This is a genomic window from Streptomyces sp. Rer75 (assembly GCF_013414305.1).
Lineage (GTDB): Bacteria > Actinomycetota > Actinomycetes > Streptomycetales > Streptomycetaceae > Streptomyces > Streptomyces himastatinicus.
This window is the reverse complement of the sequence record NZ_CP058693.1, coordinates 10374326-10395344: the sequence shown is the minus strand read 5'-3', so window position 1 is coordinate 10395344 and position 21019 is coordinate 10374326. Positions and strand designations below refer to the sequence as shown.

Below are 21019 nucleotides of genomic sequence, written 5' to 3'. Positions count from 1 at the left end.
GGTGACTGGTCCATCCTTGTGGTCCCTAGCGGTCGGGAAAGCGTGTGCCAGGAGCCGTTACGGCTCGCCCAGCTCTTCGTCGATGAGCGCGAACACCTCGTCCTGGGAGGCCGAGTCAAGGCCCCAGTCCGTGGCGGGCGCCCGCGTCACGACCGAGGCCGGACTCACCCGGCGCAGCAGCTTCTCCAGCCGTTCGGCCACCTCGTTCCGGGCCGCGTCGTCGTCGGGCATGGTGGCCAGTGCGACCTCCAGCCGGTCCAGATCGGACATCACCGGGCTGTCCCCGGTCTCCTCCTGGCACAGTTCGCCCCGGAGGTACCCGACCAGTCCGGTGACCGTCGGGTAATCGAAGATGACCCCGGCCGGGAGCTTGCGCTGGACCGCGCCGCCCAGCCGGTTGCGCATTTCGACCGCGGTGACCGAGTCCAGGCCGAGCTCCCAGAACGGAAGGCCGGTCGGCACCGAGTCGGGCCCGTCGTGCCCGAGAACGGCCGCGGCGTGCGTCCGGACCACCTCGCGCAGCAGCCGCTCCTGCTCGGTACGGCCGAGGCGGGCCAGCCGCTCGGCCAGCGTCGGCCCCTCCGTCCCCGGCCCGGTGCCGTCGATGGCCGACTCCCGGATACGGCGGGTCTCCTCCAAGTCGTGCAGCAGTGGGCTGGGCCGGGCGGCGGTGTGCGCGAGGTAGAACCGGTCCCAGTCGATGTCCGCGACGACCACGAAGGTCTCATCCCCCTCGATCGCCTGCCGCAGCGCCCGGACCGCCCGCTCGGGGGACATCAGCGGGACGCCGTGCCTGCGCCTCAGGTCCGCGATGGTCTCCGTCTCCGCCATGCCGCCCTCGGCCCAGGCCCCCCACCCGATGGAGGTGGCAACCTGGCCACGGGCACGACGGTGCCACGCCAGCGCGTCGAGGTAGGCGTTGCCGGGCGCGTAGTTCCCTTGGCCGGCGGCACCGCAGGTGGCGGCCAAGGAGGAGAAGAGGACGAACGCCGACAGGTCCAGGTGTGCGGTCAGCTGATGCAGGTGCCACGCGGCGCCGGCCTTCGTCCGCAGCACAGCGTCGGCGCGGGCGAGGGTCAGCTCGTCCAGCGGTCCGTCGTCCAGCACCGCGGCGGTGTGGAAGACGGCGGTGAGGGGCAGTTCGTCCGGGATGCCGGCCAGCGCGGCCGCCAGCGCCTCCCGGTCCCCGACGTCGCAGGAGAGGAGGGTCACCCGGGCGCCGGCCGCCACCAGATCGGCGCGCAGCTGATCGGCTCCCTCGGCTTCGGGGCCGCTCCTGCTGAGCAGCAACAGGTGTTCAGCCCCGCGGGCGGCCAGCCACCGGGCGACATGGCCACCGATGGCCCCGGTGCCCCCGGTGATCAGCACGGTCCCGGTGGGGGTCCATTCGCGGCCACGGCCGACGGGCGCCGGGGCATGGGCCAGTCGGCAGGCGAGCACGCCACCGGCCCGTACGGCGAGCTGGTCTTCGCCGGACTCCCCGGTCAGCAGCCCGCACAGCCGGTTCACCGCCTGCTCGTCCGGCTGGGCCGGAAGGTCGATCAGCCCGCCCCAGCGGTCCACACGCTCCTGAGCGGCCACCCGTCCCAGCCCCCACACCAGCGCCTGAGCCGGGCCGGCGGGGGCGTCATCACGCCCGGTGGCGACCGCGCCGCTGGTCACGCACCACAAGGGGGCCGTGACACCGGCTGCGTCGAGCGCCTGGCACAGCGTCAGGACCTGGGTGAAACCGATCGGCACCGACGGGAAAGACGGATGCGGCCGCTCGTCCCACGCGCTCACCGACAGCACACCGGCCGGTTGAGAGTGCTCCGCGGCCCTCCGCAGCTGTTCGGCGATATCGGAGGGTTGATCGGAGGACATCACGACCTGCAGCACGTCCGCGCCTCGGCGCTCGATGCCCCTCATCAGCGCGCCCGCCCTCGGGTCCTCCTCGAACCCTTCGGAGACGGCCACCAGCCAGGTGCCGGTCAGCGTGGCCGCCGAGGTCTCGCGGACCGGTGCCCACGCGATGCCGTAGCGCCAGGCCTCCACGGTGGAGCGCTCGCGCCGCTGCCGGTACCACGTGGACAGCACCGGCACCACCTCGGCCAGCGAGGACCGCTCCTGTGCGTCCTCAACGCCGAGGGCCGACGCCAACCCGTCCGTGTCGTGCCGGTCGACCGCCGCCCAGAACTCCTCGTCCACCGCGGCGTCGCGTCGTGTCCCCTCGGGCTCCGACGGCGCGTCCAGCCAATAGCGCTGCCGCTGGAAGGCGTAGGTCGGCAGGTCCACCGTCCGGCCACCCTCGAACGTGGTCGGCCAGTCCACGGCGACCCCGGTCACGAACACCTCCGCCAGCGCGGTCAGCAGCCGGTCCGGGCCACCCTCGTCCCGCCGCAGGGTGCCAGTGACCGCGATCTCACCCGAGTACTCCTCGAGGGTCTCTTCCATTCCCGTGACCAGCACCGGATGCGGACTCACCTCGACGAACACCTCATGGCCGTCCCGGGCCAGGGCACGCATGGCCTGCTCGAAGAGCACGGTCCGGCGCAGGTTGCGGTACCAGTACTCGGCGTCCGCCGCACCGGTGAGGAGGAGTTCGCCTGTCACGGAGGAGTACATGGGCAGCCCCGGCTCCCGGGAGACGACCGGCGCGGCCAGCTCCAGCAGCGCCTCGCGCAGCCGTGCCACCTGCGGGGTGTGGGAGGCGTAGTCCACCGGGATACGGCGCGCCCGCACCCCTTCGCGTTCGCAGGTGGCCACCAGCTCCTCCAACGCCGCGGGCTCGCCGGCGACGACGGTGGAGCCCGGCCCGTTCACCGTGGCGACACTGATCCGTTCGCCCCACGGCTTCAGCAGTTCCAGTGCCGCGCCCATGGGCCGGGCAATCGAGACCATGCCCCCCTGCCCCGCCAGCTCGCGCGCGATGAGCCTGCTGCGCAGGGCCACGATGCGGGCGGCGTCCTCGAGCGACAGCACACCCGACACGGCCGCCGCCGCCAGCTCCCCCTGGGAGTGCCCCACCACGGCAGACGGCTCGACCCCGTGAGACCGCCACACCTGGGCCAGGGACACCATCACCGCCCACAGCACCGGCTGCACCACATCGACTCGGTCCAGCGACGGCGCTCCGGGGCGTCCGCGCAGCACGTCGAGCGGAGACCAGTCGATGTGCGGACGCAGGGCCGCCACGCAGTTCTCCAGCCGTTCGGCGAAGACCGGGGAGGTGTCGAGCAGTTCCGTGGCCATGCCGGCCCACTGCGAGCCCTGTCCGGGGAAGACGAACACGGTCCTCGCTTGTGCGGCCGCGACACCCTCGACCACGCCGGCGGCCGGTTCACCGTCGCCCAACGCCGCCAGTCGGTTCAGCAGCTCCTCTCGGGTCCGCCCGACCACCACCGCGCGGTGGTCGAACGTTGCCCGCGTGGTCAGCAAGGACCGGGCGATGTCGGCCGGGGCCGCTGCCGGGTCCGCGTCCACCCACGCGTGCAGGCGGCGGGCCTGGTCGCGCAGGCCCTGGGCGCTCTTCGCCGAGATCACCCACGGCACTGGCACGCTCGGGGTGTCGGCGGTGGCGGGCAGCGTCGGCTCGGGCCCCTGTTCCAGGATGACGTGCGCGTTGGTGCCGCTGATGCCGAACGAGGACACGGCGGCCCTGCGTGGCCGCCCGGTCTCGGGCCACGGCACGCTGCCGTCGGCGAGCCGCAGTCCCCCGGACGCCCAGTCGACGTGCGAGGTGGGGCGCTCTGCATGCAGGGTGCGCGGCACAACGCCGTGGCGCAGGGCCAACACCGTCTTGATGACCCCGGCGGCCCCCGCGGCGGCCTGGGTGTGGCCGAGGTTCGACTTCACCGAGCCGAGCAGCAGCGGTCGGTCCTCGGGGCGATCCTGACCGTAGGTGGCCTGGAGAGCCTGCGCCTCGATGGGGTCTCCCAGTGAAGTGCCGGTGCCGTGCGCCTCCACCGCGTCCACATCGGACGCCCGCAGACCCGCGTTGGCCAGGGCCTGGCGGATCACCCGCTGCTGGGCGGGGCCGCTGGGCGCGGTCAGGCCGTTGGAGGCGCCGTCCTGGTTCAGCGCGGAGCCGCGAAGCAGCGCCAGCACCCGGTGTCCATTGCGCCGGGCGTCGGAGAGGCGCTCGACCACCAGCATGCCGACGCCCTCGGCGAAGCCCATGCCGTCGGCCGCTGCGCCGAATGCCTTGCAGCGGCCGTCGAGGGCGAGCCCGCCGATCCGGCTGAACTCGATCAGCGGCCGGGGGGTGGACATGATGGTCACTCCACCCGCGACGGCCAGGGTGCACTCGCCCTGGCGCAGGGACTGGGCGGCCAGGTGCAGGGCCACCATCGACGACGAGCAGGCCGTGTCCACCGTGATGGCGGGGCCTTCCAGGCCGAGGGTGTAGGCGATCCGGCCGGAGGCGACACTGCCGGCGCTGCCGTTGCCCAGGTAGCCCTCGAGGCCGCTGAGCAGCCGCGGGAACCGCGAGGCGTAGTCGTTGTAGATCAGCCCCGTGAAGATGCCGGTGGACGTGGACCGCAGCGTGGTGGGATCGATGCCCGCGCGCTCGAAGGCCTCCCATGTCGTCTCCAGCAGCAGCCGCTGCTGCGGGTCGGTGGCCAGCGCCTCACGGGGCGAGATACCGAAGAACCCGGGGTCGAAGTCGGCCATGTCGTGCAGAAATCCGCCGACCCGCGCATAGGCGTCATCCCGGAAGTGCGGGTCGCCCAAGTCGTCGACCTGCCAGCCGCGGTCGGCGGGGTAGGCGCCGGTGGCGTCCCGCTCGTCGGTGAGCAACTGCCACAGGTCCTCCGGCGAACGCACACCGCCGGGGAACCGGCAGCTCATTCCGATGATCGCGATCGGGTCCTCATCCACTGCGGCCACCGCCGGAGCGATCGGGGCCATGTCCCGAGACACGTCGCCGTCCTCCGCCCCCAGCCGCACGGCGAGCTCGGCGGCCAGTGCCACCGGCGTCGGATGGTCGAACACCGCCGTCGCCGGAAGCCGCAGACCCGTCGCAGTACCCAGCCGGTTGCGCAGTTCCACCGCGGTCAGTGAATCGAACCCGACATCCTTGAACGCCCGGTCCGCACCCACCGCGCCGGCCCCTTCGTGCCCCAGCACCACTGCCGCCTGGGCCCGCACCAACTCGGTCAGCACTCGATCCCGCTCGGTCACCGGCAACACCGCCAGACGCTCACGCAGACCACCGCCGTCGACGGGCGTGTTCGCGGCCACCCGCTTGGCCGGGCGGACCAGGGCGCGGAAGAGCGGGGCAGGATCGGACTTCCTGCCCAGCGCGGACACGTCGAGCCTGATCGGGACCGTGTGCGGACGAGTCATCCGTAGGGCGGTGTCGAAGAGGGCCAGGCCCTCGTCCGTACCGATCGCCCGGACGCCGGTGCGGCGCATCCGGTCCAGGTCGGCGGCGCCGAGGGCGCCGGTCATCGCACTGCGATCGGCCCACAGTCCCCAGGCCAGGGAGTGCGCGGGCAGCCCTTGGGCCCGGCGGTGCTGGGCGAGGGCGTCCAGGAAGGCGTTGGCGGCGGCGTAGCTGCCCTGTCCGGCGGCGCCCAGAACACCGGCGGCGGAGGAGAACAGCACGAACAGCGACAGATCGCGGTCGCCGGTCAGCTCGTGCAGATGCCAGGCCGCGTCCAGCTTGGGTCGCAGCACGGCGTCCAGCCGCTCGGGGGTGAGCGCCGAGAGCACACCGTCGTCCAGCGCGCCGGCCGCGTGTACCACGCCCCTCAGGTGGGGGAGTTCGTCCAGGAGCCGGGCGAGGGCGTCACGGTCGGCAGCATCGCAGGCCACCACCCGCGCGGTTGCTCCCGACTGGGCGAGTGCCGCGACGAGTTCGTCGGCGCCGGGCGCGTCCGGGCCCCGGCGGCTGGTCAGTACGAAGTCGACGACACCGTGTTCGGTGGCCAGGTGGCGGGCCACCACGGATCCGATGAGGCCGGTGCCGCCGGTGATCAGCACGGTGCCGGAGACGGCGGGCGGCGGGGTGGTGAGCACGACCTTGCCGGTGTGACGGGCCCGGCTGAGGTGGCGGAAGGCCGCCGGCGCCTGCCGGCTGTCCCAGGCAGTGACCGGCAGCGGGGCCAGCACGCCCCGCTCGAAGAGCTCCACGATATGGGCGAGCATCTCGCCGAGACGGTCGGCACCCGCCTCGGCGAGGTCGAACGCGCGGTACCTCACCCCGGGGCACGCCGTGGCGACCTCGCCGACCTGGCGGATGTCCGTCTTGCCCATCTCGACGAACCGGCCGCCGCGGGGCAGCAGCCTGAGCGAGGCGTCCACGAACTCCCGTGCCAGGCAGTTCAGTACGACATCGACGCCCCGGCCGCCGGTCACCTCCAGGAACCGGTCGGCGAACTCCACGGTGCGCGAAGAGGCCACCCGCTCGGCGGGAACGCCCATCCCGCGCACCACGGGCCACTTGGGCTCGCCGGCGGTCGCGTACACCTCGGCGCCCAAGTGGCGGGCCAGCTGTACGGCGGCCATGCCGACCCCGCCCGCGGCGGCGTGCACCGCCAGCGTCTCGCCCGCGCGCAGATCGGCGAGGTCGACCAGCGCGTAGTAGGCGGTCAGGAACACGACGGGCACCGTCGCGGCCTCGGCGAATGTCCAACCGTGCGGCATGCGGGCCAGCATGCGGCTGTCGGCCACCGCGAGTGGGCCGGCGTACGCGCCCGACAGCAGGCCCATCACCCGGTCGCCCACCGCGACGCCGGTGACTCCGGGGCCGACCTCCACCACCACACCGGCGCCCTCGGAGGCGAAAAGCGATTCGGTGTCGGGGACCACACCCAGCGCGACCAGCACGTCCCGGAAGTTCACTCCGGTCGCGCGCACCGCGACCCGCACCTGCCCGGCCTCGAGGGGCGCCTCGGTGGCTGGGCAAGCGGTCAGGTTCAGCCCTTCCAGTGTCCCCGCTGTGCCCAGGTCCAGGCCCCAGGCCCGCGCCCCATCGGGGACGGCGAGCGTTTCCGGGTCCGACGACGGCACACGCACCAGCCGCGGCACCGACACCGTGCCGCCGCGGATGACGGCTTCGGACTCTCCGGCGGCCACCGCGGCAGCCACCGCCGCGCACAGCGCCGACATCGACGCGGGGCCGGTCTCCAGCTCGGCGTCCAGATCGATCGTGAGGATCCGGCCCGGGTGCTCCGTGGCAGCCGAGCGCAGCAGTCCCCGCACAGCAGCCTGCGCCATGTCGATCCGGTCGCCCGGCGCGGCGGCGAGTGCGCCCCGGGTCACCGGGACCAGCCGGAGGGCCTCCAGTTCATCGTGAGCGAGCCACTCGCGCACCGGGCCGAGCACCGCGGCCAGCACGTCCCGGCTCGCGGCGGGAATGGCGTCGCCGTCCCCACGCGGGCAGGGCAGCAGCACCGTCGCCGGCACCGGCTCGCCCGCACGGAGGGACTCGGCCACCGCGGCGGCGTCCGGGTAGCACGGAGCGTCCAGGCCGGGAATGGCGTCGCCGAGGACCGCGAACCGCTCCTCGGCCGCTTCGGAGACCAGGGGCAGCGGCACCCAGATCACCTCGTACATCGAGTCCGCCGCCGGTTGTGCCATCGCGGCCGCGGTGAGCGGACGGGAGGTGAGCCGGTCCACGGTGAGGACGGGCAGCCCGGCGTGGTCCGTCAGCAGCACCGAGATCGCGTCCGGCCCAGCCGGGGACACCCGGACCCGCGCCGAAGTGGCGCCCATGGCGTGGAGGCGGACTCCGGCGAACGAGAACGGCATCATCCGCTCGCCCTCGCCTTCGAGGAGTCCCACCAGCCGCGTCTGCAGCGCGGCGTCGACCAGCGCGGGGTGTATCCCGAACCGCGTCGCCTCGCTCGCCGCGGGCTGGTCCAGCCCGATGTCGGCGAACAGCTCCGCGCCGCGCCGCCACGCCGCGCGCACGCCTTGGAACACCGGCCCGTAGGCGTAACCGGCCGCCGCCAGCCGCTCGTAGAAGCCGTCGATCTCCACCGGGACGGCATCGGCGGGCGGCCACACGGTGTCCTGGGCGGCGGGTTCACCGGCGTGAGCCGCGGTGAGCGTCCCGGCGGCGTGGCTGGTCCACTCCACATCGTCCTCGTCCCCGGCTCGGCCCGGGCGGTGCGGCCTGGAGTGGACGCGGACCGCGCGCCGCCCCAGCTCGTCGGCCGGGTCGACGCCGACTTGGAGGTCCAGGGCCGTGCCGTCGGCCGGTACGACCAGCGGTGCGTGCAGGACAAGTTCATCCACCTGGTCCGCCCCGGCCAACTCGCCCGCCCGCAGCGCCAGTTCCAGGACCGCCGAGCCCGGCAGCAGGGCCTGGCCCAGCACGGCGTGGTCGGCGAGCCATGGGTGGGAGTCCGTGGAGAGGCGCCCGGTGAAGACACGGCCGTCGCTCTCGGCCAGCCTGATTCCGGCCGCCAGCAGCGGATGACCCACGACGGACAGCCCGGCCCCGGCGACATCCCCGACAACGCCGGTGTCGCGCAGCCAGTAGTGGTCGCGCTGGAAAGGGTAGGTGGGCAGGTCGACGGGCGCGGACGCGCCACCGAAGACCGCCTTCCAGTCGGGCTCGACACCCCGCACCCACAATTCGGCCAGTGAAGTCAGCACCCGCCGCGGACCGCCCTCGTCGTGCCGCAAGGTGCCCACGGCGAGGACGTCGGCGGCGTGCCCGGCTTCCTGGATCGCGCCCGTCAGCACCGGGTGCGGGCTGACCTCCAGGAAGACCCGGTCGCCCCGGTCGAGCAGGGCCCGTACGGTGTCGTGGAACAGCACCCGCTCCCGCAGATTGCGGTACCAGTACTCGCCGTCCAGCGCCTCCCCCTCGACGGGCGCGGCGGTCACCGTCGAATACATCGGGACATCACCCACACGGGGGGTAACCGGCGCGGCCAGCTCCAACAACCGCTCACGCACCCGCTCCACATGGGGCGTATGTGACGCGTAGTCCACCGCGACCCGGCGCACCCGCATCCCAGCAGCCTCCGCGGCCGCCATCACCTGGTCCAGGGCGTGGGGGCTCCCGGCCACGACGGTGGCATCCGGGCCGTTGACCGCGGCGATCCACACCTCGTGGCGGTCGGCGAGGAGTTCCCCGACTCGTTCGGCGGAGACGGCGATGGAGACCATGCCGCCCAGCCCGGCCAGCTCTCGGGCGATGGCGCGGCTGCGCAGCGCAACCAGCCGCGCGCCGTCCTCCAACGACAGCGCACCAGCCACGCACGCGGCCGCGATCTCCCCCTGCGAGTGCCCGATCACCGCGGACGGCCGGACACCCACCGAACGCCACACCTCCGCCAAGGACACCATCACCGCCCACAACACCGGCTGGACCACATCAACCCGATCCAGTGGCCCCTCGCCCCGCAACACCTCCAGCACATCCCAGTCGACATGCGGCGCCAACGCCCCCGCGCACTTCTCCACCGACGCGGCGAAGGCCGGTGAAGCACCCAACAGCTCCGTCGCCATGCCCACCCACTGCGAGCCCTGGCCCGGGAACACGAAAACCACATCCCCACGTCCGGCGGACACCTCACCACTGATGACATGCGCCGCCGGGCCCCCGGCGGCGAGCGCGTCAAGACCGCTCAGGAAGCCGTCGCGGCCGTCCGCGAGCACCACCGCACGATGTTCCAGTCCGGCCCGGGTCGAGGCCAGCGACCACCCGACATCGGCCGCTTCGGCATCCTCGTGTTCGGCGGCGAAGGCCCGCAGGCGTGCCGCCTGTCCGCGCAAGGCCTCGGCGGACCGCCCCGAGACCGGCCAGGGAAGCACGCCGGCAAGCGCCACCGGGGCGGGGTCGTCGCCGCCTGCGGGCTCGTGTGCGTCCGCCGGGGCCTGTTCGAGGATCATGTGCGCGTTGGTCCCGCTCACACCGAACGAGGACACCGCCGCCCGCCGCGCCCGGTCGGCTTCGGGCCAGGCCACGTTCGCGGTCACCAGCTCCACCGCGCCCGACGCCCAGTCCACATGCGGCGTCGGCTCAGCCACGTGCAGCGTCGCGGGCACGGTCCCGTGCCGCATCGCCAGCACCATCTTGATGACCCCGGCGGCCCCCGCCGCAGCCTGTGTGTGGCCGAGGTTGGACTTCACCGAGCCCAGCAGTACCGGCCGGTCCTGCGGCCGGCCCTGACCGTATGTCGCCAGCAGCGCCTGCGCCTCGATCGGATCGCCCAGCGACGTGCCCGTGCCATGCGCCTCAACCACATCCACCGCGTCGGCGGACAGTCCGGCGTCGGCCAGCGCCTGCCGGATGACCCGCTGCTGGGCGGGCCCGTTCGGCGCCGTGAGGCCGCTCGACGCGCCGTCCTGGTTCACCGCGCTGCCCCGTACCACCGCCAGCACCCGGTGGCCGTTGCGCCGCGCGTCCGACAGCCGCTCGACCAGCAGCAGCCCGACCCCCTCTGCCGCGCCCATCCCGTCCGCCGAGGCCGCGAAGGCCTTGCACCGACCGTCCCGCGACAGGCCCTGCTGCCTGCTGAACTCGGTCAGCAGGTCCGGGGTGGACATGACGGCGATACCGCCGGCGAGCGCCAGGGAGCACTCGCCCTGCCGCAGGGAACGCACCGCCAGGTGCAGCGCCACCAGCGAGGACGAGCACGCGGTATCCACCGTGAGGGCCGGCCCCTCCAGGCCGAAGGTGTACGCGATACGGCCCGAGGCCACGCTCCCCGCGACACCGGTGACGGCGTGGCCCTCGACCTCCTCGGGGATCTGGGGCAGCCTGCTGCCGTAGTCACGGAAACTGGCCCCGATGAAGACACCCGTCCGGCTTCCACGCAGCGACGACGGATCGACGCCGGCCCGCTCGAACAGCTCCCATGACGTCTCCAGCAGCAGCCGTTGCTGCGGATCCATCGCCAGCGCCTCGCGCGGTGAGATGCCGAAGAAGGGCGCGTCGAACTCCCCTGCTTCGTGCAGGAACCCGCCCTTGTCCACATACGAGGTGCCCGGCCGTTCGCCTGCCGTGTCGACCAGCCCGGCCAGGTCCCAGCCGCGGTCGGCCGGGAGGCCGGATATGCCTTCGCCGCCACCCGACACCAGCTGCCACAGCTCCTCCGGCGAGGTGACGCCGCCAGGGTAGCGGCAGCTCATCCCGACGATCGCCACCGGCTCACTGCCGGCCGACTCGACAGCCCGCAGCCGTGACCGCGTCTCCTGCAGTTCCGCTGTGACCCGGGTCAGGAAGTGACGCAGCTTTTTGACATCATCCATGTTCTTGCCCCTGGTGGTGGGTCAGTTCAGTGTGGGTGTGGTGAGCCGTGCCGGTCGCGCGCGGTCAGGAGATCCCGAATTCCTTCTCGATGAAGTCGAAGATCTCTTCGTTGGTCGCGGCCTCGAGTTCCTTGGAGTCGACGGCGTCCTCGGCAGACCGATCAGCTCCGGTGGCCGACCACAGCAGATGCCGCAGCCGTCCGGCGATCTCGGCGCGGGCGGGGTCCCCGTCCGGCAGCTCCGTCAACAGGTCTTCCAAGCGGCCGAGTTCGGCGTCACCGGGGTTCGTCGGCCGCAGGGAGCCGCTGAACATCTCCGCTTGGAGGTGCCTGGCGAGGTCGGCCACGCTCGGGTGGTCGAAGACCACGGTGGCAGGCAGCCGCAGACCGGTTGCGAGGCCCAGCCGGTTGCGCAGTTCCACGGAGGTGACCGAGTCGAGCCCGAGTTCGAGGAACTGCCGTCGCGGGTCCACCGCGCCGGCGGAGTCATGTCCGAGCACGGCGGCCGCCTGGGCCCGTACGACATCGAACAGCTGCTGCTCACGCTCCCCGGCGCTCAGCCCGGCGAGCCGGTCGCGCAGCGCGGAAGTGGTGACGTCCGCGTCGTCGGCCTTCCCCGGACCCAGGGCCTGCCGGGCCTCCGGGAGTTCGTCGAGCAGTCGGCTGGTCCGCGTCGCGGTGTAGGCGTGGGCGAACCGGCCCCAGTCGATGTCGGCGATGACGACGGCCGTGTCACCCTGTCCGATTGCGGTTTCCAGCGCCAGGACCGCGGATTCCGGCGGCAGCAGCGCAACGCCGTGCCGGTTCCGGACGTCGGTCACCGCGTCCCCCTCGGCCATTCCGCCGTGTGCCCAGGGTCCCCAGGCCACGGACGTGGCCACGAGTCCGCGCGAGCGGCGAAGGTGGGCCAGCGCGTCCACATAGGTGTTCCCCGGGGCGTAGTTGCCCTGTCCCGCCATGCCGACCACGCCGGCCAGCGAGGAGAACAGGACGAATGCGGAAAGGTTCAGGCCCTGGGTCAGCTCGTGCAGGCGCCACGCGGCCTCGGCCTTGACCCGCAGGGCGCGGTCGATCTGGTCGAGCGTCAGGGCGGTGACCGGCCCGTCGTCCAGGACGGCAGCGGTGTGGACCACCGCGGTCAGCGGGTAGGTGTCGGGAACCGACTCCAGGAGGTCGCGCAGCGCCTCCGCGTCGGCGATGTCGCAGGCCGCCACCGTCACCTCGGCACCGGCGGCGGTCAGCTCGGCCACCAGGTCGGCCGCGCCGGGGGCGGCCTGGCCCCGGCGGCTCACGAGCAGCAAGTGTTCGGCGCCCTGGGCGGCCAGCCTGCGGGCGATCTGCCCGCCGAGGACACCGGTGCCACCTGTGATCAGTACCGTGCCGTTGTCCGGGGTCCAGCCGTCGCCCGCGCCGCCGCCCAGCGGCGCCCGGACGATGCGGCGCCCGAATGCCCCGAACGGGCGAACCGCGACCTGGTCCTCACCGGTGCTGCCGTTCAGCACCGCGCACAGCCGGGCGAGGGTCTTGTCGCCCGGGGCCGGTGGCAGATCCACCAGACCGCCCCAGCGGGCGGGCAGTTCCCGCCCCGCGACTCGGCCAAGGCCCCAGACCAGCGCCTGGGTCGGCCCGGTGAGCGGGTCCTGCCCGCCGACGGACACCGCCCCCTGGGTGAGGCACCACAACGCGGCGGTGGTGCCCGCGGCCTCGAGTGCCTGGATCAGCAGCAGCGTGCGGCCGAAACCGGCCGGGACCGCGCATGTGCTGTCGAGGGCTGCATCGTCCCCGGCAAGCAGCGACAGTACCCCGGCCGCCTCGGTGTGGGCGGCGATGACGTCCGCCCAGGGATGCCCGTCCTCGGGGGCCACGAGCGGTTCGACGGCCGCTCCGTGGTCGCGCAGCGCCCCGGCGACCGCCTCGTACAGCTCACCGCCGATCTGCTCGCGGGTGACGGCCACGAGCCAGGTGCCGGACAGCGTGGCCGGCGCATGGCCGGTCAGCGGCTTCCAGTCGACCCGGTACCGCCACGACTCCATCTCGGAGGCCGCTTGGTGGCGTCGGTGCCAGGCCGACAGCGCGGGCAGGACGGCCGTCAGCTCCTGGCGTGCGTCCTGGAGCCGCAGGGTTCGCGCGAGCCCGTCCAGGTCCTGGCGTTCCACGACCTCCCAGAACGCTGCGCTCTCGTCCACGGCGGCCGAGGTGCGGGGCGCGGAGGCGTCGAGCCAGTAGCGCTTGGTCTGAAAGGCGTAGGTGGGCAGATCGACGCGGCGGGCGCCGGTGCCGGCGAACACACGGGCCCAATCGGGATCCGTCCCGTGGACCCACAGCTGGGCCAGTGAGGCCAGGAATCGGCGGGGACCGCCTTCGCCTCGCCTGAGGGTGCCCGTCACCACGGTGTCCACCGACCGGATGCGCCCGGCTTCCTGGATCGCGCCCGTCAGCACCGGGTGCGGGCTGACCTCCAGGAAGACCCGGTCACCCCGGTCGAGCAGGGCCCCTACGGTGTCGTGGAACAACACCCGCTCCCGCAGATTGCGGTACCAGTACTCGCCGTCCAACGCCTCCCCCTCGACGGGCGCGGCGGTCACCGTCGAATACATCGGGACATCACCCGCACGGGGCGTAACCGGCGCGGCCAGCTCCAGCAACCGCTCACGCACCCGCTCGGCGTGTGGCGTGTGCGACGCGTAAGTGATCCCCACCTTCCGCGGCTGCAGTCCGGCGGCCGCAGCCGCCGCGCTCACCTCGGCCAGAGCATCGAGGTCGCCCGCCACAACCGTGGACTCCGGCCCGTTGACGGCCGCGATCCACACCCCGCCCCGACCCACGATCAGCTCACCGGCCCGGTCCGCCGACGCCGCAACGGACACCATCCCGCCCTTGCCGGACAGCTCCTCCGCCAGCACCCGGCTGCGCAAGGCCACCAGCAACGCCCCGTCCTCCAACGACAGCGCACCAGCCACACACGCGGCCGCGATCTCCCCCTGCGAGTGCCCGATCACCGCGGACGGCCGGACACCCACCGAACGCCACACCTCCGCCAAGGACACCATCACCGCCCACAACACCGGCTGGACCACATCATCGCGCTCCACTGGACCCCCGCCCCGCAACACCTCCAGCACATCCCAGTCGACATGCGGCGCCAGCGCCCCCGCGCACTTCTCCACCGACGCGGCGAAGACCGGTGAAGCGCCCAGCAGCTCCGTCGCCATCCCCACCCACTGCGAGCCCTGGCCCGGGAACACGAACACCACCCCCTCAGCCGCGTCCGAGACCTCACCGCTCACCACATGCGCCGCAGGCTCCCCCGCCGCGAGCGAATCAAGGCCACTGAGGAAACCGTCCCAGCCGTCCGCGACGACCATCGCCCGGTGCTTCAGGCTCGCCCGCGTCGACGCCAGCGACCAGCCCACGTCGACCACTTCCGCGTCCTGGCTCTCGGCAGCGAAGGCGCGCAGCCGTGCGGCCTGCCCCCGCAAGGCATCAGCCGACCGACCCGACACCACCCAGGGCAGCGCGCCGGCAAGCGCCGGTCGGTCCTCACGAGAAGTGTTTTCAGTGGCGGCGGCCTGCTCGAGGATCACATGCGCGTTGGTACCGCTGATGCCGAACGAAGACACCGCCGCCCGCCGTACCCGCCCGGTCTCCGGCCAGGGCACGTGCTCGGTCACCAACTCCGCCGCGCCCGACTCCCAGTCCACGTGCGGCGTCGGCTCAGCCACGTGCAGCGTCGCGGGCACGGTCCCGTGCCTCATCGCCAGCACCATCTTGATCACACCTGCCACGCCGGCGGCCGCGGAAGTGTGGCCGATGTTGGACTTCACCGAGCCCAGCAGCACCGGCCGGTCCTGCGGCCGGCCCTGACCGTACGTTGCCAGCAGCGCCTCCGCCTCGATCCGATCGCCCAGCGCGGTGCCCGTACCGTGCGCCTCCACCACGTCCACCTCGGACGCCGGCAGCCGGGCATTGGCCAGCGCCTGCCGGATCACCCGCTGTTGCGAAGGCCCGTTCGGCGCCGTCAGTCCATTCGACGCGCCGTCCTGGTTCACCGCGCTGCCCCGCACCACCGCCAGCACCTGATGGCCGTTCCGTCGCGCGTCCGACAGCCGCTCCAGGACAATCACACCGACACCCTCGCTCCACGCGGTGCCGTCCGCCGCGGCGGCGAAGGGCTTGCACCGGCCGTCGGGGGCGAGTACGCGCTGGTGACTGAACTCGGTGAACACCGCCGGGCCCGCCATCACCGTCACACCGCCCACCAGCGCGAGGGAGCACTCGCCCTGGCGCAGGGACTGCACCGCCAGGTGCAGCGCCACCAATGACGACGAGCACGCGGTGTCCACGGTGATGGCGGGCCCGGTCAGGCCGAAGCTGTAGGCGACGCGCCCCGAGGCCACGCTGCCCGCGGCACCGGTGAACAGATAGCCCTCGGCATCCTGCGGGGCGGCGGAGCCAGTGCCGTACCCGTGGGGAACGGCACCGACGAACACGCCGGTCCGGCCGCCCCGCAGCGAAGCCGGGTCGAGCCCGGCCCGCTCCAGGGCCTCCCAGGACGTCTCCAGCAGCAGCCGCTGCTGCGGGTCCATCGCCACCGCCTCACGCGGCGAGATCCCGAAGAACTCCGCGTCGAATTCGGCGGCGTCGTAGAGGAATCCGCCCTGCTGGGCAGAGCTGGTACCGGGCCGGTTCGGATCCGGGTGGGACAGGTCTTCCAGCGGCCAGCCGCGGTCGGCCGGGAAGCCGGAGATCGGGTCACGGCCGGACAGCAGCAACTGCCACAGCTCCTCAGGGGAGCGTACATCGCCGGGAAAGCGGCAACTGGTCGAGACGATCGCGACCGGATCGTCGGCGGCCACAGGGGCCTCGCCCACCGTCGCCATGCCGTCCTCACCGACGATGCGGTCCCTCAGGTGCTCGGCCAGGGCCAGTGGCGTCGGGTGGTCGAACACGACGGTGGACGATAGGTTCACCCCCGTCGCGGCCGCGAGGCGGTTGCGCAGCTCCACGGCCGTCAGCGAGTCGAAGCCCGACTCGCGGAACGCCCGCCGGATCTCGACCTCGCCGGGTGCGGACCAGCCCAGCACGGCCGCCACGTGAGCGCACACCTCATCCAGCACCACCCTGGTGCGCTGTGCGGCCGTGGTGGCCTCGGCCACCCGGCGGGGGAAGCCCTCGAACTCCTCGGGACGCGGCGAGGACGGGAGCTCGACGCGTACCTCACCGCCGGAACGTGCCGGGGCGAGCCAGTAACGCTCCCGCTGGAAGGCATAGGTGGGAAGGCCGACACGGCGGGCACCGCTGCCCCGGTAGACCGCCGTCCAGTCGACAGCCGCACCGCTCACATGCGCGTGCGCAATCGCGCGCAGGAACTGGTCGGCTCCGCCCTCGTCGCGCTTCAGCGTGCCGATCGCGGCCACCGGAACGTCGAGGCCGTCGACGGTGTCCTGTACGCCCGGGACCAGCACCGGGTGCGGGCTCGCCTCGATGAAGACCGTGTGGCCCCGCTCGGCCAGATGGCACACCGTGCTCGCGAACTCCACCGTCTGCCGCAGATTCCGGTACCAGTAGGCGGCGTTCAGTCCGGCGGAGTCAAGGCGCTCCCCGGTGACCGAGGAATAGAACGGAATCTTCGAAGACCGTGGGGAGATCCCTTCCAGGTCCCGCAGCACCCGGTGTCGGATCGACTCGACCTGCGGGGAGTGCGAGGCGTAGTCGACCGGAATGAGTCTCGCCCGGATGCCGCGAGCCTCGCAGTCGGTCAGCAGTTCCTCCAGTGCCTTTGGTTCGCCGGAAACAACGGCGGAGGAGGGCCCGTTTACCACGGCGAGCGAGATGCTCCCCTTCCAGCGCTCCAGTTCGCGCGTCAGCTCCTCCCGGGTGAGGGAGAGCGACATCATGCCCCCCTGCCCGGCGAGTTCCTCGCGTATGGCCCGGCTCCTCAGAGCCACGACGCGTGCGGCGTCGTGCAACGTGAGCCCGCCGGCGACGCAGGCGGCGGCGATCTCTCCTTGCGAGTGCCCCACGACGGCGTCCGGCTCGACCCCGTAGGACCGCCACAGCTCGGCGAGCGAAACCATGACGGCGAACAAGGCAGGCTGAACCACGTCCACGCGGTCCAGGGACGGGCTGCCTTCGGATTCGCCCAGTACATCCAGCAGTGACCAGTCGGTGAACTCGGACAGGGCCCTGGCACACTCGTGCATCCGGGCCGCGAAGACCGGCTCTTCCGCCATCAGCCGCAGCGCCATACCCTGCCACTGCGATCCCTGCCCGGGGAAGACGAAGACGACCTTGCCCGACGCCTCCACCGAACCGGTGAGCACGTCGGCGGCGGCCTCACCCGAGGTCAGCGCCGACAGCTTGCGCATCGCGTCATCGGCGTCACGCACGAGCATCACCGCCCGCCGGGGGAACACCGTCCTGGTCGTGGCCAGCGAGTTGCCCACGTCCACGGGCCGGTAGGACGACGGGGACGAAAGGCATGCGTGCAGCCGCTCGGCCTGCGCGCGCAGTGCGGCGGGGGTCCGGGCGGACAGCGGCCAGGGCACCACCGCGGGCCGGCGATTCCCGTGCGCGGGGGGCGGCGCGGTGTCGAGCGAGGTATCCGGGTCAGGGTCGTGTTCCAGGACGAGGTGGGCGTTGGTACCGCTGACGCCGAAGGAGGAGACCGCGGCCCGACGGGGGCGGTCCGCCTCCGGCCACGGGACCGGTTCGGTCAGCAGCTCGACGGCGCCTTGCGACCAGTCCACCCGCGTGGTCGGCGCGTCCGCGTGCAAGGTACGCGGCAGCACACCATGCCGCATCGCCAGCACCATCTTGATCACGCCACCGACACCCGCGGCCGCCTGCGCGTGCCCGATGTTGGACTTCAACGACCCGAGCCAGAGCGGCCGTTCACGCTCCCGCCGCTGACCATAGACCGCCAGCAGAGCCTGTGCCTCGATCGGGTCCCCCAGCCGCGTCCCGGTGCCATGCGCCTCCACCGCGTCCACATCCCCGGGCACCACCCCCGCGTTCGCCAGCGCCTGGCGAATCACCCGCTCCTGCGAGGGGCCATTCGGCGCCGTCAGACCATTGCTCGCACCGTCGTGATTGACCGCACTCCCCCGCACCACCGCCAGCACCTCATGCCCCAGGCGCCGCGCGTCCGACAACCGCTCCAGCACCACCATGCCGACGCCCTCGGCCAGGCCGAAGCCGTCCGCCGCGTCCGCGAAGGCCTTGCAGCGACCGTCCGGTGCCAGCCCCCGCTGCCGCGAGAACTCCACGAACATGCTCAGGCTGGGCATCACCGTGGCCCCGCCGGCCAGCGCCATCCCGCACTCGCCCTGTCGCAGCGACTGGCACGCCTGGTGTAGCGCCACCAGCGACGACGAACACGCGGTGTCCACCGTCATCGACGGCCCCTCCAGGCCCAGGATGTACGACAGCCGCCCCGCCGCGACACTCCCGGTGTTCCCGGTGAACACGTAGCCGCTCTGCGGTTCGCCTGCCTCATGGCCGCGTGGCCCGTAGTCCATCGTCATCACCCCGACGTAGACGCCGGTGCGGCTGCCGCGCAGTGCCGTTGGATCGATGCCCGCCCGCTCCAGCGCCTCCCACGACGTCTCCAGTAACAACCGCTGCTGCGGATCCATCGCCAGCGCCTCCCGCGGACTGATCCCGAAGAACGGGGCGTCGAACTCCGCGGCGCTGTGGAGGAATCCCGCCTCGCGCTGGTAGTAGGTACCGGCCCCGCCGCCTTGCGGGGCGTAGCAGCCGACGGCGTCCCAGCCACGGTCGTCCGGGAACCGCGACACGGCGTCCGTCTCATCGGCCAGCAGCCGCCAGAGTTCCTCAGGGCTGTCCGCTCCTCCGGGGTAGCGGCAGCCCATCCCCACGATCACGATCGGCTCGTCCCACTCGGCGGTGGCGGGGCCGGGGCCGGGGCCGGGAACGACGGTGGTCGATCTCCCCGTGAGCAGGGCGTCCAGATGATCCACCACCGCGGCCGGAGTCGGGTGGTCGAAGGCCAAGCTCGGCGGCAGCACCAGCCCGGTTGCCCGCTGCAACCGATCGCGCAGGCCGACCGCGGTCACGGAGTCGAAGCCGAGGTCCTGGAAGGAGCTTCGCGGATCCAGTGTGTACGGACCTGTGGCACCCCGTGCCACAGCGACCTGCGCGGCCACCAATTCCTCGACTGCGGAACGGCGTTCGGCGCCCGACATGGCCAAGAAAGCAGCCTGCGGGTCATGGCCCCGGACCGGGGCGTGGTCTCCGGGAGCCTCGGCATCGGCGGCCTGCCGTACGTCCTGGGGCAATTGGACTCCGTCGCCGGCTCCTGCCCGCCGCGCTGCGTACAGCCCGGACCAGTCCGGGTTCGCTCCGTGGACGTACAGCTCGCTCAGCGACCGCAGGAACCGCTCGGGGCCCCCGGCGTCGCGGCGCAGCGTTTCCTGGACGAAGGCCGTCCTGGCCGCCGCCTCCGTTGTGGCCTGGACCGCGGCAGTCAGCACCGGATGGGGGCTGACCTCGACGAGGAGCTGGTGGCCGTCTTCAATCACGGCCTCGACGGCCTGGGCGAAGCGCACTGTGCCGCGCAGATTCCGGCACCAGTAGTCGGCGTCCAGCCGGACGCCGTCCGCGCGGCCCCCCAGGAGCGAGGAGTACACCGGCACATCGGGCGTGATCGGGCGGATGGGGGCGAGGTCCGTGCGCAGGCGCGGGATGATCTGGTCGATGTGTGGCGAGTGCGCGGCGATCCCCACATCAACCCGGCGTGCGTGCACTCCCTCGTCGCCGAGTCGCCGGAGCAGTTCCACGGCGGCGTCGACGTCACCGGAGACGGTCACCGCAGCCGGCCCGTTGATCGCCGCCACGCGCAGGCGCCCGCCCCATGCCTCCAGCCTCGTGCGGACCTCGTCCTCCGGGAGCAGCACCGAGACCATCTCGCCCCGTCCGGCCAGAGTCGCCTGTGCCTTGCTCCACAGGGCGGCGACACGGACGGCGTCCTCCAGTGTCAGGGCCCCTGCCACACACGCGGCCGCGACCTCGCCGAGGCTGTGACCGACGACCGCGTCGGGTTCGATGCCACAGGCGCGCCACAGTTCAGCCAGGGAGACCATGACGGCGAACAGGGCGGGCTGGACGATGTCCGCCGACGTCAGTGCGGGCGCGCCTGCCCCGCCACGGATGACGGCCTCCAGCGACCAATCGGCATACGGTGCGAGGGCTTCCTCGCACCGCAGCATGTGGGCGGCGAACACCGGAGAGGCGTCGAGCAGTTCGCGCGCCATCCCGGCCCACTGCGCCCCCTGCCCGGGAAAGACGAAGACAATGCCGCGCCCCGAGCCGTCCCCCTCCACGAGCCCGGCGGCGGGCCGGCCTTGAGCCATCGCGTCCAGCGCCCTTGCGAAACCGGCCGGATCACCCGCCAGGGCCACCGCGCGAGGGGAACGGGCGACCAGGCCGCGGGCGAGAGCGTCCCCCACGGCCTCCGGCGTCCACTCCGGATGCTCCGTGATATGCCCGCGCAGCAGCCTGGCCTGTTGCCTCACGCCTCGGCGGCTCCGGGCCGACAGCGGCCAGGGCAGGGGTACCCCGCTCGCCACGAAGGGCAGCGGGGTCGGCTCGACCGCTCGGTGATCCGGCACGTTTTCTCCCATGATCAAGCTTGGTTCGCCGTGGCTTCGCTTCGGGGCTGCTGTGGCTCGCTCGCCGCGGTGACGCTCCGGCGCGGCTCGGCGCAGGCCGGACGCTGCTTCCGGCTGTCTCTCGGCGCACGTTCCGCCCACATGAGTCGCTCCACCGGGAACGGGGAGCGCCATGTACCGGTGGGGGCCGTC

Annotated in this window: 2 protein-coding genes and 2 pseudogenes; all 4 read right to left on the bottom strand. The window is 72.8% G+C overall.

Annotated elements, in window-relative coordinates:
- Window positions 1-57: 57 nt before the first annotated feature.
- The 4 genes and pseudogenes from HYQ63_RS45500 to HYQ63_RS44110 all read right to left on the bottom strand — a co-directional run bounded on the left by HYQ63_RS45500 (window position 58) and on the right by HYQ63_RS44110 (window position 20827).
- On the bottom strand, window positions 58-7542 hold the full coding sequence (locus HYQ63_RS45500) for a type I polyketide synthase (RefSeq protein WP_373689243.1): 7485 nt from the start codon (window positions 7540-7542) through the stop codon (window positions 58-60).
- A gap of 33 nt (window positions 7543-7575) precedes the next feature.
- Window positions 7576-8349 (bottom strand): annotated as a pseudogene (locus tag HYQ63_RS46270) (polyketide synthase dehydratase domain-containing protein); the annotation flags it as partial.
- Window positions 8350-8463: 114 nt separating this feature from the next.
- Window positions 8464-11091, bottom strand: a pseudogene (locus tag HYQ63_RS46265) (type I polyketide synthase); the annotation flags it as partial.
- A 169-nt stretch (window positions 11092-11260) separates the two neighbouring features.
- Window positions 11261-20827: a type I polyketide synthase gene (locus HYQ63_RS44110; RefSeq protein ID WP_218929633.1), complete on the bottom strand. Its 9567-nt coding sequence runs from the start codon at window positions 20825-20827 to the stop codon at window positions 11261-11263.
- Window positions 20828-21019 lie beyond the last annotated feature (192 nt).